This window comes from Enterobacter cloacae complex sp. IR53041 (assembly GCF_049238285.1).
Taxonomy (GTDB): Bacteria; Pseudomonadota; Gammaproteobacteria; order Enterobacterales; family Enterobacteriaceae; genus Enterobacter; species Enterobacter roggenkampii.
Map to the genome: position 1 here is coordinate 63,207 of NZ_JBMKHB010000016.1, position 15,412 is coordinate 78,618.

Annotated in this window: 14 protein-coding genes and 1 pseudogene; 5 read left to right on the forward strand and 10 right to left on the reverse strand. The window is 55.8% G+C overall.

What is annotated here, in order from left to right; translation table 11 throughout:
* Positions 1–14: 14 nt before the first annotated feature.
* The 6 genes and pseudogenes from ACOTXF_RS13125 to syd all read right to left on the reverse strand — a co-directional run bounded on the left by ACOTXF_RS13125 (position 15) and on the right by syd (position 5,799).
* Positions 15–1,355, reverse strand: a complete 1,341-nt coding sequence (locus ACOTXF_RS13125; protein WP_047746410.1) for an enolase C-terminal domain-like protein — start codon at positions 1,353–1,355, stop codon at positions 15–17.
* A pseudogene (locus tag ACOTXF_RS13130) lies at positions 1,355–2,710 on the reverse strand (MFS transporter). Before ACOTXF_RS13130 ends, ACOTXF_RS13125 begins: the two are co-directional and overlap by 1 nt.
* 334 nt (positions 2,711–3,044) lie before the next feature.
* Positions 3,045–3,494 carry a flavodoxin gene (locus ACOTXF_RS13135; RefSeq protein ID WP_023325989.1) on the reverse strand — a complete coding sequence of 150 codons (450 nt, stop codon included), beginning with the start codon at positions 3,492–3,494 and terminating at the stop codon, positions 3,045–3,047.
* 24 nt (positions 3,495–3,518) lie between these two features.
* The gene (gene truC, locus ACOTXF_RS13140) at positions 3,519–4,295 is read right to left on the reverse strand and encodes a tRNA pseudouridine(65) synthase TruC (RefSeq protein ID WP_232926943.1); all 777 of its coding nucleotides are present in this window, start codon (positions 4,293–4,295) and stop codon (positions 3,519–3,521) included.
* Entirely contained in the window at positions 4,292–4,621 is a 330-nt protein-coding gene (locus tag ACOTXF_RS13145; protein ID WP_023294461.1) for a YqcC family protein, read from the reverse strand. The genes truC and ACOTXF_RS13145 overlap by 4 nt, the downstream gene beginning before the upstream one ends.
* Before the next feature lie 632 nt (positions 4,622–5,253).
* Entirely contained in the window at positions 5,254–5,799 is a 546-nt protein-coding gene (syd, locus tag ACOTXF_RS13150) for a SecY-interacting protein (RefSeq protein ID WP_008499639.1), read from the reverse strand.
* A gap of 69 nt (positions 5,800–5,868) precedes the next feature.
* On the opposite strand from syd, the gene queF reads away from it, so the two are divergent.
* From queF to xni, 5 genes are all read left to right on the forward strand, one after another.
* The gene (gene queF, locus ACOTXF_RS13155) at positions 5,869–6,711 is read left to right on the forward strand and encodes an NADPH-dependent 7-cyano-7-deazaguanine reductase QueF (protein WP_021241894.1); all 843 of its coding nucleotides are present in this window, start codon (positions 5,869–5,871) and stop codon (positions 6,709–6,711) included.
* Between the two features lie 116 nt (positions 6,712–6,827).
* Positions 6,828–8,192, forward strand: a complete 1,365-nt coding sequence (gene ppnN, locus ACOTXF_RS13160) for a nucleotide 5'-monophosphate nucleosidase PpnN (RefSeq protein ID WP_008499641.1) — start codon at positions 6,828–6,830, stop codon at positions 8,190–8,192.
* Between the two features lie 515 nt (positions 8,193–8,707).
* Positions 8,708–10,003 (forward strand): HAAAP family serine/threonine permease, encoded by a 1,296-nt coding sequence (locus ACOTXF_RS13165; RefSeq protein WP_008499642.1) that lies wholly within the window; start codon positions 8,708–8,710, stop codon positions 10,001–10,003.
* Positions 10,004–10,068: 65 nt separating this feature from the next.
* Positions 10,069–11,436: an L-serine ammonia-lyase II gene (gene sdaB, locus ACOTXF_RS13170; RefSeq protein ID WP_023294463.1), complete on the forward strand. Its 1,368-nt coding sequence runs from the start codon at positions 10,069–10,071 to the stop codon at positions 11,434–11,436.
* A gap of 112 nt (positions 11,437–11,548) precedes the next feature.
* Positions 11,549–12,304: a flap endonuclease Xni gene (gene xni / locus ACOTXF_RS13175; RefSeq protein WP_021241892.1), complete on the forward strand. Its 756-nt coding sequence runs from the start codon at positions 11,549–11,551 to the stop codon at positions 12,302–12,304.
* A 62-nt stretch (positions 12,305–12,366) separates the two neighbouring features.
* Here the strand turns inward: xni and rlmM are convergent, their stop codons facing one another.
* The 4 genes from rlmM to ACOTXF_RS13195 form a co-directional block, all read right to left on the reverse strand.
* Entirely contained in the window at positions 12,367–13,467 is a 1,101-nt protein-coding gene (gene rlmM, locus ACOTXF_RS13180; RefSeq protein ID WP_021241891.1) for a 23S rRNA (cytidine(2498)-2'-O)-methyltransferase RlmM, read from the reverse strand.
* Entirely contained in the window at positions 13,460–13,855 is a 396-nt protein-coding gene (locus ACOTXF_RS13185; protein WP_008499646.1) for a DUF423 domain-containing protein, read from the reverse strand. Before ACOTXF_RS13185 ends, rlmM begins: the two co-directional genes overlap by 8 nt.
* A 39-nt stretch (positions 13,856–13,894) precedes the next feature.
* Positions 13,895–14,812 (reverse strand): glycine cleavage system transcriptional regulator GcvA, encoded by a 918-nt coding sequence (gene gcvA / locus ACOTXF_RS13190; RefSeq protein WP_008499647.1) that lies wholly within the window; start codon positions 14,810–14,812, stop codon positions 13,895–13,897.
* A 349-nt stretch (positions 14,813–15,161) separates the two neighbouring features.
* Entirely contained in the window at positions 15,162–15,389 is a 228-nt protein-coding gene (locus ACOTXF_RS13195; protein WP_008499648.1) for a YgdI/YgdR family lipoprotein, read from the reverse strand.
* Positions 15,390–15,412: the final 23 nt, after the last annotated feature.

A 15,412-nucleotide genomic window follows, 5' to 3' on the forward strand; every position in this document is an offset into this window, starting at 1 on the left:
GTGTAATCCTTTTATCAGTGACGTCCGAAAACAGGGCGCTTACGGTCAAATGTCCAGCCGGGAATAAGGTACTGCATCGGGCCCGCATCGTTTCGCGCGCCGCCCGGCAATTTTTTATACGCCTCATGGGCTTTATGGATCCGATCCCAGTCCAGCTCCACGCCCAGGCCCGGCGCATCCGGTACGGCAATCTTGCCATTGATGATTTCCAGCGGATTTTTCGTCAGGCGGGCTTCGCCTTCCTGCCAAATCCAGTGCGTGTCGATGGCGGTCGGGTTACCCGGCGCAGCGGCGCCAACGTGGGTAAACATCGCCAGCGAAATATCAAAGTGATTGTTCGAATGACAGCCCCAGGTGAGTCCCCAGTCATCGCACAGCTGCGCCACGCGGACCGCGCCTGAGAGCGTCCAGAAGTGCGGGTCCGCCAGCGGAATGTCGACGGCGTTGAGCATCACCGCATGGCCCATTTCGCGCCAGTTCGTGGCGATCATATTGGTCGCCACCGGCAGCCCGGTGGCCCGACGGAACTCGGCCATGACTTCGCGGCCCGAGAAGCCCTGTTCCGCGCCGCAGGGATCTTCCGCATAGGTCAGGACATCCCCCTGCCCTTTGCACAGGCTAATCGCTTCATCCAGCAGCCATGCACCGTTGGGATCGACGGTGATCCGCGCATCCGGGAAGCGCTTTTTCAGCGCCCGGGCCGTTTCAATCTCCTGCTCGCCGGGCAGCACGCCGCCCTTCAGCTTGAAATCCTTAAAGCCGTAGCGATCCTGCGCCGCCTCGGCCAGCCGCACCACCGCGTCGCTGGAGAGCGCTTCCTGGTGGCGCAACTGATACCAGTCGTGTTCGCCCCTGGCGCGAGCCAGATAGGGGAGATCGGTTTTATTGCGATCGCCAATGTAGAACAGATAGCCCAGCACGGTGACCGCATCGCGCTGTTTGCCGGGCCCCAGCAGCTCGCAGACCGGGACATTGAGCGCCTTACCCAGTAAATCAAGCAGAGCCGCTTCCAGTGCGGCGACCGCATTGACGCGCAGTTCAAACGTCCAGGCACCTTTACCAAACGTCTCAAAGTCTGCCGACTGGTTGCCCTTATGCACCCGCTGAACCACCCTGTTCAGACGGGCAATCTCCTGCCCCACCACCAGCGGAATGGCATCGACCAGCGTCTGGTAAATCACCTCTCCGCCAGGGGCCTCGCCCACGCCGGTATTCCCTGCGCTGTCTTTTAGCACGACGATATTACGGGTAAACCAGGCGTTATGGGCGCCGCCAATATTGAGCAGCATGCTGTCCTGTCCGGCCACCGGGATGACCTTCATCTCGGTGACGATAGGGCTCGATTGCGTTGTCATCAGCCACGCTCCGCAACAGGTTTAAGTTCGACGCGTTTGATATCCCCCACCAGCACCAGGTAACTCAGGACCGCCACCAGCGCATGCACACCCACGTAGATTAGCGCACCGTTGAACGAGCCGGTGGTACCGACGATGTAGCCGATAGCGATGGGCGTCACAATCCCGGAGATGTTGCCGAACATGTTGAACAGACCGCCGCTCAGTCCGCTGATCTCTTTCGGGGCCGTATCCGCCATCACCGCCCAGCCCAGCGCGCCAATGCCTTTGCCGAAGAAGGCCATCGCCATAAAGCCGATAATCATCCACTCGGCATTGACGTAGTTACAGAACACCATGGTCATGGAGAGCAGCATGCCGAGCACGATGGGCGTTTTACGCGCGATGTTCAGTGAACCCGTGCGGCGCATCAGCCAGTCGGAAATCACCCCGCCGAGCACGCCCCCCACGAAGCCACAGATGGCCGGGACCGAGGCAACAAACCCCGCTTTCAGAATCGACATGCCGCGTGCCTGCACGAGGTACACCGGGAACTAGGTGATGAAAAAGTAGGTCAAGGCGTTGATACAGTACTGGCCCAGATAGATCCCGATCATCATGCGCGAGCCGACAAGCTGCCTGATCTGCGCCCATTTCTGGCTGAACGGGACTTTCGCCGTCGAGGATTTCTGATCCATGTTGATCAGCGCGCCGCCTTCAGCGATGTACTCCAGCTCTTTTTTGTTTACGCCAGGGTGCAGGTTGGGTTCGTGGATCACTTTCAGCCAGATAAAGCTGATGACGATCCCGAGTCCGCCCATAAAGAAGAACACGTGCGACCAGCCCACCTCATGGGTTAGCCAGCCCATAATGGGCGCAAAGATCACCGTCGCGAAGTACTGTGCGGAGTTGAAAATCGCCACCGCCGTTCCCCTCTCCTGCGCCGGGAACCAGGCCGCCACAATGCGGCTGTTGCCCGGGAAGGAAGGCGCTTCCGCTAAGCCCACCAGGAAGCGCAGCGTGAAGAGCGCCACGATAATGCCGAAGCCGCTGAAGATATCGACGAAGCCCTGCAGCAGGGTAAAGGCAGACCAGATGAAGATGGACCAGAAGTAGACCCGTTTCGAGCCAAAGCGGTCGAGCAGCCAGCCGCCAGGAATTTGCCCGATGACGTAGGCCCACGAGAAGGCGGAGAAAACGTAACCCATGCCCACGGGATCAAGGCCGATATCTTTTGCCATTTCCGAGCCGGCAATCGACAGCGTGGCGCGGTCACCATAGTTAAAGGACGTGACGATAAACAGCATCACCACTATCCAGTAGCGGGCATTGGTGCGCTTTTCAGCGCTGCTCGCTGCGTGGCTTAATGAACTCATTGTTGCACTCCTGAAACATAGCTTTCGCCTGGTTCATTCTGTACAGCACCGGTAGGGTAAGCAGAATGAGATTGGTTTTTGTCGTTTTGGTACGGCCTGAAGCCGTTTTATCGTGACCGGAAAAGTATATGAAGGAGTGCCTCTTCACCTCACCGTGCAAAAACACAGTATTAAAGGGCGTGAGGGAGGTTGTTTAGGGCATAAGCCCAGAGGAGTGGAAGGTGGTTCACGGAAATGGCGTTTGGTGCGGAGTGTAATGCCGGGTGGCGGCTATGCCTGACCCGGCCTGGAAAACCCGTAGGCCCACGCAAGCGAAGCGCCGCCGGGCAGAGTGTTATTTGAGAAGTGAGGCCCAGTTCTCCACCCACGGGTTTGATTCGCTTTCTGGCTCCGGGTGCTCACCCGCATCAATCAGCAGCATCTCGCCGACGCGCTGGGCGCTCTGCTCCTGCAACAGCGCATCGAACTGCTTGCCGCCGCCGCAGAAGTTGGCGTAAGCGCTGTCGCCGAGGGCGATGATGCCGTAGTGAACGTCTGGCTGATAGCCAAGCTGGTCTTTAATGCCCTGGAACAGCGGCACGATGCTGTCCGGCAGATCGCCCTGCCCGGTAGTGGAGGTCACCACCAGAATGTATTTATCTTTATACTTTTCCCAGTCCGCCAGCTCCGGGTCTTCATAGACCGTGGCTTTATGACCCTGGCTTGCCAGAATCGCCTCCGCCTCTTCCGCAACCAGCAGCGAGTTGCCGTACATTGTGCCGACAAAAATGCCTACTTCAGCCATGCTATTTTCCCATAGTGAATGCGCTTACTCTTCATCCTGAATGTTGCCCGATACAAACTCAACCCTTTCATTTTCGGGGAGTTGTCCCAGCCAGCCAAACTGTGACAGCGCCTGCATCCAGACGTCGTCCAGCCCCGCGCGGAGAGTCAGCGGCTCGCCGGTAAACGGGTGCATCAAGCTCAGCTCGCTTGCGTGTAACATCAGACGATGGCAGCCAAAGTGTTCGGCCGCGCTGCGGTTCTGGCGCAAATCACCGTGTTTGCTGTCGCCAATAATCGGGTGGCGCAGATGCGCCAGATGGCGTCGCAGCTGGTGCTTGCGCCCGGTTTTCGGCAGAAGCTCGACCAGGCTGTAGCGTGTGGTCGGAAATTTGCTGGTGGCCACCGGCATTTCCGTGGTTGCCATGCCGCGATAATCCGTCACGGCAGGCTGCGGGCCTTTGTCATCCCGGGCAAATTTATCGCCGATTTTGTCCAGCTCCTCCACCAGCGGATAATCCAGGGTGGCGGACTCGGTCAGCCAGCCACGCACGATCGCGTGGTAGCGCTTCTGGATCTGGTGCTGTTCGAACTGCTGGGCCAGCAGACGGCCAGCTTCGCTGGAAAGCCCCATCAGCAGCACGCCGGAGGTCGGCCTGTCGAGGCGATGGGCGGTAAACACATGCTGACCAATCTGGTCGCGAACGGTCTGCATCACCACCACTTTCTCGTCGCGATCCAGCCAGCTGCGGTGCACCAGCCAGCCTGACGGTTTATTCACCGCCACCAGCCACTCGTCCTGATAGAGGATCTCAAGCGTCATGCATCTTCACCGGCAAACAGGGCATCCAGCTTTTCCAGTTCGACCAGCATGACGTCGCGCGCAGGGTGCGTCGCGTCGAGCGCCATTTCATAATAGGGAGAGACAGCAAACGCCTGCGGCAAGGGGTGCCCCCCCTCAAGCAGGGCGTGCATGCGCGGAATTAACACCCACTGCAGCCACTCGAAAGGCGCCAGCGTATCCAGGCAGAAAGGCTGGGTGCTGGCGAACGCTTCTGGCTGCGGCGCGGTCTCCTGCCACAGCTGATGTTGGCGCAAAAGGGCTTCGATGGCGTGCAACTGAGCACGAACGCTATCGTGTTGCGTCATAGTAACCTCAACTGAAAATGTGAACGGCGCGCAGCATAGCATTGCGAAAGGCAGAAATAAAAAAAGGGAGCACTGTAAAAACAGTGCTCCCGGTTCGTTCCGCAGCATTCCAGCTACAATTCGTGCTCCCTGCTCATCCGTGACAACTTTTCCTGAAGCCCGAAGGCCTGGTCATCCGTCTACCTTTCGCATCCTGCACACATCTTCCTGACGTGTTTGTTTCATCCTGAAACGTCCTGGCCTTCCTGACCCACCGACCATCCTGACCGGCTCTCGTTCTCCTTCCTGGAGGTGTCCCTTACGCATCCTGCGTTATCCACTTCGCTTCATCCAGAAGCCTTCCTGCTGCGCCATCCTGACGAGTCCTGTGTGAGAAACGCCATCATCCTGATGTTCGTTTCTCGTGTCGGCTTCCTGTCGACGGAGATAGAATCCGCTATTCCGCTTCGTCTTACAACCCACTCAGCCAGCGTTGTAAGACGCGGGGACTCCCTAAAAATAATAGGAGGAAAAACTAATTCGTTGAAAAATAGAGTGATATTAATCTGAATTTAATGAGGTAATACTGAATGTTCCAGCGATCTCTCACAAACCTTGTAAGAGATCTCTCACACGCGCTGTAGCAGCATGGATTACAGAAGGGGCTCAAGTCGGGTGAGGAAATCCGCAAGAGAAGGGGCGAGAGTCTCGCGATTGCGGGTACCGATAGTCTCTTTAATCACTTCGCCTGACAGGTTACAGACGGAGATAACGTCCAGCTCGCTGTCCAGCGTGGCAATAAAGAGCGTCGGAGAAAGCTTAAGGCGCTTTTGCGTGACCAGATGACCAATCAGGTTTTCCTGAACACGCTGCAGATCGTCTTCGCTCCAGGTCTGCAACAGCGTCAGCGTCATGTCCGCAAAGCGCGCGGGCATATCCCCTGCAAACTGCGTGGCATAAAACGCATGAACCGCTGGTTGTACCACAATGTCCATTGCCCGTTCAACCGCATTTACATTCTGCTCGCCGTTATTCGGCTTCGGCTGCCAGATCACGTAATCCTCAAGCGAAGAGATAATGCACGGCGAAGGGACGCCATATAAATCAGCACTTTGCGGCCACGTGCCCTGCTTTTCATGCCATGCGTCGCAGTAGCGGGTCGTGAAGGTAGTGAGGGCATTTGCAGTTTCGATGTCCACCGATTTCTCTCTTCTTGTCAGACAGGATAAACTCAGGCCATAAGTGTACCTGTAAAGTGACTATGAAACATGTCTTACGAAAATCATCAGGCGTTAACCGGCTTAACGCTGGGTAAATCGACCGATTACCGCGATACCTACGATGCAAGCCTGCTGCAGGGGGTGCCGCGTAGCCTGAACCGCGACCCTCTGGGACTGCACGCGGACGCGCTGCCGTTCGTGGGTGGCGATATCTGGACGCTGTACGAACTCTCGTGGCTCAACGCGCGCGGCCTGCCGCAGGTGGCGGTGGGACACGTTGAGCTGGACTATGCCAGCGTGAATCTCGTCGAGTCCAAAAGCTTTAAGCTCTATCTCAACAGTTTTAACCAGACCAAATTCAACAGCTGGGACGACGTTCAGCACACCCTGGAACGTGATTTAAGCGCCTGCGCGCAGGGAAAGGTGAGCGTATCACTGTATCGCCTGCACGAGCTGGAAGGCCAGCCAGTCGCCCACTTCAACGGGACCTGCATCGACGATCAGGATATCGAGGTGGAGAATTATGAATTCAGCGCCGATTACCTCGAAAACGCGGCGAGCGGCAAGGTGGTTGAAGAGACGCTGGTGAGCCATCTGCTGAAATCCAACTGCCTGATTACCCACCAGCCGGACTGGGGCTCGGTGCAGATCCAGTACCGCGGCCCGAAAATTGATCGGGAAAAGCTGCTGCGCTACCTGGTGTCGTTCCGCCATCACAATGAATTCCACGAGCAGTGCGTGGAGCGCATCTTTAGCGATATCCAACGCTTCTGCCAGCCAGAAAAATTGAGCGTTTACGCGCGCTACACCCGCCGCGGCGGCCTGGACATTAACCCGTGGCGCACCAATACCGATTTTGTCCCGGCGACGGGCCGGCTGGTGCGTCAGTAATATAAATATTTTCACAATATGCGCGGTATCTTCCGCGCTTTAGGTTGTGAAACGTCACGCGGCAGGGCTATTGTAATCAACAGGGAAAGACGATAATCGTCCCGTAAGGAGCTCACTTGATTACACATATTAGCCCGCTTGGCTCAATGGATATGTTGTCGCAGCTGGAAGTGGACATGCTTAAACGCACGGCCAGCAGCGATCTTTATCAACTGTTTCGTAACTGTTCACTTGCCGTTCTGAACTCCGGAAGCCTTACAGACAACAGTAAAGAACTGCTGTCCCGCTTCGAAAGCTTTGATATCAACGTGCTGCGCCGCGAGCGCGGCGTGAAGCTTGAAGTCATCAACCCGCCGGAAGAGGCGTTTGTCGACGGACGCATCATCCGTTCACTTCAGGCTAACCTGTTTGCCGTGCTGCGTGACATCCTATTTGTTAACGGGCAGATCCACAACGCAGGCCGTTTCCAGCATCTCGACCTGGAAAGCTCGGTCCATATCACCAACCTGGTGTTCTCTATTTTGCGCAACGCCCGTGCCCTGCACGTGGGTGAAGCGCCGAACATGGTCGTCTGCTGGGGCGGTCACTCCATTAACGAAACCGAATACCTTTATGCGCGTCGGGTGGGCACCCAGCTTGGCCTGCGCGAGCTGAATATCTGTACCGGATGTGGTCCGGGTGCGATGGAAGCGCCAATGAAAGGTGCCGCAGTGGGTCACGCGCAGCAGCGCTACAAAGAGGGACGGTTTATCGGCATGACCGAGCCGTCCATCATCGCCGCTGAGCCACCTAACCCGCTGGTTAACGAGCTGATTATCATGCCGGATATCGAAAAACGTCTTGAAGCGTTTGTTCGTATCGCCCACGGCATCATCATCTTCCCGGGCGGCGTGGGGACAGCGGAAGAGCTGCTCTATCTGCTGGGTATTCTGATGAACCCGGCCAACAAAGATCAGGTCCTGCCGCTGATCCTGACCGGGCCGAAAGAGAGCGCCGACTACTTCCGCGTGCTGGACGAGTTTATCGTACACACGCTGGGTGAAGCCGCGCGTCGTCACTATCGCATCATCATCGACGATGCTGCGGAAGTGGCGCGCCAGATGAAAAAAGCGATGCCGCTGGTGAAGGAGAACCGTCGCGATACCGGGGATGCCTACAGCTTTAACTGGTCAATCCGCATTGCGCCGGACCTGCAGATCCCGTTCGAGCCTTCACACGAGAACATGGCGAACCTGAAACTCTACCCGGACCAGCCGGTGGAAGTCCTGGCCGCCGATCTGCGTCGCGCCTTCTCCGGGATTGTGGCGGGCAACGTCAAAGAGGTCGGTATCCGCGCCATTGAGCAGTACGGTCCGTACAAGATCCACGGCGATCCGGAGATGATGCGCCGCATGGATGACATGCTGCAGGGCTTTGTCGCCCAGCACCGCATGAAGCTGCCGGGCTCCGCCTATATTCCTTGCTACGAAATCTGCACATAACGCTTAGCGGCATCTCATCAAAGCCGGGTCGCCCTGTCGCGCGTTCCGGCTTTTTTTATTCCTGATGTAATTCATAGGCATCACTTATATCTTTTACAAAATCGGCACATACGCAAACGATTACCTGTATTTTTCAACCGTAAATTATCAGCCTTAATCCAAATTACCTGCCAGAAAATACTAAAAACCCATTTCTTTACAGCGAAAGACACCTATATCAAGGGCCAGTCTTTCAGCGCACATGTCGTTGGTGGTAGCCTTCGCGCGCGTAAATTCTCTTTGATGTTTTTTTAACAGATAAATGGTCTAAAGATGCCCACATCATAAGTGGATTATTGCATTTGGGATCGCGATCACTGATAGATTCATAACGAGAATGTATCTTTCCGCCCGCCAATAGTTACGGGCGAAAATTATTAAAAAACCGTCACTGAACGAATTTCATATTACCGTCAGGCACTTTTTCATCGGATTTGACTAAAAACCTGACAATTTGCTTCCTCCAGGAGATACAGATGGAAACCACTCAAACCAGCACCGTTGCTTCGATTGAATCCCGAAGTGGTTGGCGCAAAACGGATACCATGTGGATGCTTGGCCTTTACGGCACGGCAATCGGCGCTGGTGTACTGTTCCTTCCTATCAACGCAGGCGTCGGCGGTCTGATTCCGCTGATCATTATGGCTATCATTGCTTTCCCGATGACCTTCTTTGCACACCGCGGTCTGACCCGCTTCGTGCTGTCCGGTAAAAACCCGGGCGAAGACATTACTGAAGTGGTTGAAGAGCATTTCGGCGTGGGCGCAGGTAAACTGATTACCCTGCTCTACTTCTTCGCGATTTACCCTATCCTGCTGGTCTACAGCGTGGCGATCACCAACACCGTTGAAAGCTTCATGCTGCACCAGTTGCACATGACGCCGCCACCGCGTGCCATCCTGTCTCTGATCCTGATTGTCGGCATGATGACCATCGTGCGCTTCGGTGAGCAGATGATTGTGAAAGCGATGAGCGTACTGGTGTTCCCGTTTGTGGCCGCACTGATGCTGCTGGCCTGCTACCTGATCCCACAGTGGAACGGCGCAGCGCTGGAAACCCTGTCCCTGAGCAGCGCGTCTGCGACCGGTAACGGCCTGCTGATGACCCTGTGGCTGGCGATCCCGGTAATGGTCTTCTCCTTCAACCACTCCCCAATCATCTCCTCTTTCGCCGTGGCGAAACGTGAAGAGTACGGTAATGGCGCAGAGAAGAAGTGCTCCAGCATCCTGGCACGCGCTCACATCATGATGGTGCTGACCGTTATGTTCTTCGTCTTCAGCTGCGTACTGAGCCTCTCCCCGGCGGACCTGGCGGCAGCGAAAGAGCAGAACATCTCAATTCTGTCTTACCTGGCGAACCACTTTAACGCACCGCTGATTGCGTGGATGGCACCGATCATCGCGATGATCGCCATCACCAAATCCTTCCTGGGCCACTACCTCGGCGCACGTGAAGGCTTCAACGGTATGGTGATTAAATCTCTGCGCGGTAAAGGCAAGAGCATTGAAATCAACAAGCTGAACAAAATCACTGCACTGTTCATGCTGCTCACCACCTGGGCGGTAGCGACGCTGAACCCAAGCATCCTGGGCATGATTGAAACCCTGGGCGGCCCGGTCATCGCGATGATTCTGTTCCTGATGCCGATGTACGCGATTCAGAAAGTCCCGGCTATGCGTAAGTACAGCGGTCATGTCAGCAACGTCTTTGTGGTTATCATGGGGCTTATCGCTATCTCTGCGATCTTCTACTCCCTGTACACCATGTTCTGATTCTCACCCGCGCCGTCCCCGGACGGCGCACACCCTCCTCTCTGACTGAAAGCAATGGACGCATCATGATTAGCGTATTCGATATCTTCAAAATCGGTATTGGTCCTTCCAGCTCTCACACCGTCGGACCGATGAAAGCCGGTAAGCAGTTCACGGATGACTTGATTGCACGCGGCATCCTGCACGACATCACCCGCGTGGTTGTCGATGTATACGGCTCACTTTCCCTGACCGGGAAAGGCCACCACACCGATATCGCCATTATCATGGGCCTGGCGGGAAACCTGCCGGATACCGTTGATATTGATGCGATCCCTGGCTTTATCCAGGACGTGAACACCCACGGGCGCCTGCTGCTGGCGAACGGCGAGCATGAGGTTGAATTCCCGGTTGACCACTGCATGAATTTCCATGCGGACAACCTGTCGCTACACGAAAACGGCATGCGCATTACCGCGCTGGCCGGCGACAAAGCGGTATACAGCCAGACTTACTACTCTATCGGCGGCGGTTTTATCGTCGACGAAGACCACTTTGGTCAAACCAGTACCTCTTCTGTCGAGGTGCCGTATCCGTACAAAACGGCGGCAGACCTCCAGCGCCACTGCCAGGAGACGGGACTTTCCCTCTCCGGTCTGATGATGAAAAACGAGCTGGCGCTGCACAGCAAAGAGGAGCTGGAACAGCACTTCGCTAACGTCTGGGAAGTGATGCGCGGCGGTATTGAGCGCGGGATCACCACCGAAGGCGTTCTGCCGGGCAAGCTTCGCGTACCGCGTCGTGCGGCAGCGCTGCGCCGTATGCTGGTGAGCACCGACAAAACGACAACGGACCCGATGGCCGTGGTGGACTGGATCAACATGTTCGCCCTGGCGGTAAACGAAGAAAACGCCGCAGGGGGCCGTGTGGTCACCGCGCCGACCAACGGTGCCTGCGGCATCGTTCCGGCGGTACTGGCGTACTACGACAAGTTTATCCGTGAAGTGAATGCGAACTCGCTGGCGCGCTACCTGCTGGTGGCCAGTGCGATTGGTTCGCTGTATAAGATGAACGCCTCCATTTCCGGTGCGGAAGTGGGCTGTCAGGGTGAAGTCGGCGTGGCGTGCTCCATGGCGGCGGCAGGTCTGGCGGAGCTGTTGGGCGCAAGCCCGGCGCAGGTGTGCATCGCTGCGGAAATCGGCATGGAACACAACCTGGGGCTGACCTGCGATCCGGTTGCCGGCCAGGTACAGGTTCCGTGCATCGAGCGTAACGCGATTGCCTCCGTGAAGGCGGTAAACGCGGCACGTATGGCGCTGCGCCGCACCAGCGAACCGCGCGTCTGTCTCGATAAGGTTATCGAGACCATGTACGAAACCGGTAAAGATATGAACGCCAAATACCGCGAAACCTCTCGCGGCGGCCTGGCGATGAAGATCGTAACCTGCGATTAAGCCTCTCAGGAAGCCTCGTTTTGCGAGGCTTCTTCCTGTTTTCCCCACCATTCATAGTTTCACGCTGCTGACAGTGTTACCCTTCACGCATTAGATAGAAGGGAGATTATCTGTGGCCGTTCATTTACTTATCGTCGATGCACTTAACCTGATTCGCCGTATCCATGCGGTACAGGGGACGCCTTGTAAAGACACCTGCCTGCACGCGCTGGAACAGCTTATCCGCCACAGTGAACCCACCCATGCGGTCGCGGTTTTTGATGACGAAGCCCGCAACACGGGCTGGCGGCACCAGCGTCTGCCCGACTACAAAGCCGGACGCGCACCGATGCCGGACGATCTTCACGCCGAATTACCCATGCTGCGCGCCGCATTTGAACAGCGGGGCGTCCCCTGCTGGGGCGCACAGGGAAATGAAGCCGACGATCTCGCGGCCACCCTGGCCGTAAAGGTGGCGAGTGCCGGGCATCAGGCCACGATCGTTTCAACGGACAAAGGCTACTGCCAGCTGCTCTCCCCGACTATTCGCATTCGCGACTATTTTCAAAAACGCTGGCTGGACGCGCCGTTCATTGCCAGCGAGTTTGGCGTATCGCCTGAGCAATTGCCGGATTACTGGGGCCTGGCAGGCATCAGCAGCTCTAAAGTTCCGGGCGTGGCCGGTATTGGGCCGAAGAGCGCCGCGCAGTTGCTAACCGATTTTCAGAGTCTGGAGGGCATTTACGCCCGTCTGGACGAGGTGCCCGAAAAATGGCGCAAGAAGCTGGAGGCGCATAAAGAGATGGCGTTTATCTGCCGGGAAATCGCAACGCTACAGACGGATTTACAGCTGGACGGGAATTTACAGCAGTTGCGCTTAGAACGTTAGAACGACTACAGGGTTTTGTAGGCCCGGTAAGCGCAGCGCCACCGGGCAAAACAAAGTACGTGCTATCGCTCGTCGCGACGCCCGCCTACGGCCGCCCACCAGCGACGAATATGCACCGTCACCTCTTCGCGGTCGTGATACAGCTGACGCGCCTGGATCTCCACGTTAATCCCGTGTTCGTCCAGTTGCTCCTGAATGTAGGCCAGGTTCTGCGACACCTCCTCATAGCGCTTTTTCATCGGCAGCTTGAGGTTGAAAATGGTCTCGCGACACCAGCCGTTCACCAGCCAGGAGGCCATCAGCGCGGCCACTTTCGCCGGTTTCTCAACCATGTCGCACACCATCCATGAGATGTTGTTGCGGTTCGGGCGATAGCGGAAACCGTCTTCACGCAGCCAGGTGACCTGTCCGGTGTCCATCAGGCTTTGCGCCATTGGGCCGTTATCAACGGACGATACCCACATGTTCCGTTTCACCAGCTGATAGGTCCAGCCGCCCGGGCACGCGCCGAGATCGACAGCGTACATGCCGTTTGCCAGACGCTCATCCCACTCATCCGCCGGGATAAAGACGTGGAACGCCTCTTCCAGCTTCAGCGTAGAACGGCTTGGCGCATCGGCCGGGAAGCGCAAACGCGGGATGCCCATAAAGAAAGGAGAGTTGTTGGTGGTATACGAGTAGCCCGTATAGCAGCAGCCCGGTGCAATAAAGAAGATATGCACCACCGGACGCTTCGGCGTTTCGTAGTTCGTCAGCACGCCCGCATCACGCAGCGCCGCGCGCAGCGGAACAGTGAACTTACGGCAGAACTTCATCAGCTCTTTACTTTCGTTGGTATCCGCCACTTCAACGCGCAGATCGCCGCCCTTCTCCACCACGCCCTGCAGCATGCCCACGATTGGCGTGATGCGGTCTTCCGGGGGAAGGTCTTTGAGCAGCTCACCCGCGACAAACATCTGGCGCGCAAAAATCAGCGAGCTGAACGGCAGCTCGCGCGCCAGCTTATCCGCATCTTCAGGCTGATAGCATTCGAATACCACATAGCCCGCGTTTTCTTTTACGCGGGCAAAGCCGAAGATTTCGCGCTTCGCCGCTTTATCGGTAATTTCCGCGGCGCACTCTTTCTCAAACCCCGGGCGACAATATAAAACAACCTTATTCATGAACAACGCCCTTGCGTTTCAGACGGATAGCTCCGATAAACATTAATACCCAACCCGCCAGGAAGCTGACGCCACCGACAGGTGTAACAAACGCCCACAGGCGTAAATGCGAAAGTGCCAGACAGTAAAGGCTGCCGCTGAAAAGCACCGTACCCAGCGCCAGAAAGACGCTGCTCCAGTAAAACCAGATGCTGATACGGCGCTGCATCGCCACCGCCAGCCCAAAGATTGCCAGCGTATGGAACGCCTGATATTCAAGGCCGGTCTGGATCCAGCCCATCTCTACAGCGCCCAACGACTTGCTTAAGACATGTGCGCCAAAGGCGCCCAGTGCAACAAAAATAAAGCCACTCACCGCGGCAAAAATCAGCATGAATCGGCTGGTCATGTTTAAGTCCTGAATTGATGCGTGCCCGGCACACAAACGTTATTGTTCATACCTGAAGCGGAATTTTTCTTGCTCGCTTGCCGCCTTCGCCAGTATCCACTGCCGGAAGGCGGCTATTTTACCCAGTTCTGCCTGACTGTCATGACAAACCAGATAAAACGCATTCTTGCTGACCAGTACATCATTAAAAGGGCAGACCAGGCGACCTGCCTCTATTTCGGACTGCGCCATGACGTTGTTCGCCAACGCCACGCCCTGCCCGTGAATGGCAGCCTGTAACACCATCGCACTGTGGCTAAAGATGGGTCCCTGCTGCACGTTTATATGTGTAAGTCCTAATTGACGGGTATAAGTTTGCCAGTCGCGTCGAGAGGCATCATGCAAAAGCGTATGCTGCGCCAGGTCAGCGGGAGACTTCAGCGCTTTGTCGCCCGTTAACAGCAGAGGGGAACAGACCGGCAGGAGATATTCTGCGTATAATTTCTCAACACGCAAGCCCGGCCAGTTACCGCGCCCATAAAAAATCGCGACATCCACGTCATCGGCCAGCTTGTCTTCCTGACGATCCACGGCCTGGATTCGAACGTCTATCCCCGGATAAGCTGAGTTAAAGCTTGAGAGTCTTGGCACCAGCCACTGAATGGCAAAACTGGGCAATAAACTAACAGTCAGAGCACCTTTTGCACTGCGGGCCTGTAGCTTACGCGTGGCTTCAGTAAGCTGCGAAAAAATCTCTTTAATATCCTGAAAATAGCTCTGCCCCTCTTCGGTCAACAGCAACGAGCGGTTGCGTCGACGAAACAGCTTAAGGCCCAGAAAATCCTCCAGAGACTTGATTTGGTGACTTACTGCGGCCTGTGTCACAAAAAGCTCATCGGCTGCGCGGGTGAAGCTCAGGTGACGTGCTGCTGCATCAAAAACACGTAATGCGTTGAGGGGGGGCAATCGCTTTGACATGGTTATATGGCTTAGATGTTAAAGGAATTTAACAAATAGGAAACAACGTTTAACCTATTAGTTTTTTTTATCTGAGCCATTATAATTTGTCCGTTGAGGAACTACCAGCAAATACCTATAGTGGCGGCACTTCCTGAGCCGGAACGAAGAGCTTTTTTCGGAATGCGTGTTCTGAAGGGCTTTTGGCTTACGGTTGTGATGTTGTGTTGTTGTGTTTGCAATTGGTCTGCGATTCAGACCACGGTAGCAACGCTACCAATTTTTCACTTCCTGTACATTTACCCTGTCTGTCCATAGTGATTAATGTAGCACCGCCAACTTGCGGTGCTTTTTTTTCGCCTGCGATCGGTTAATGCTCGATCTCTTTCATCTCTTTCACGTCCGTGCGGTTGATCTGCTGCTTGTTCCCGTTAGCATCTTTGTACGAAATCATCCCGGTATCGTTATCGGTTGTCGGTTTCCCTTCCGAAACGATGGAACGACCATCGTTGGTGTGCATCACGTAGTTGTTACCGGAACAGGCGCTCAGGGCAAAAGTAAACGCACAGGCAGAGATGATTGCAGCTGTCTTATTCATGATTATTCTCCTTTAGCAATTAA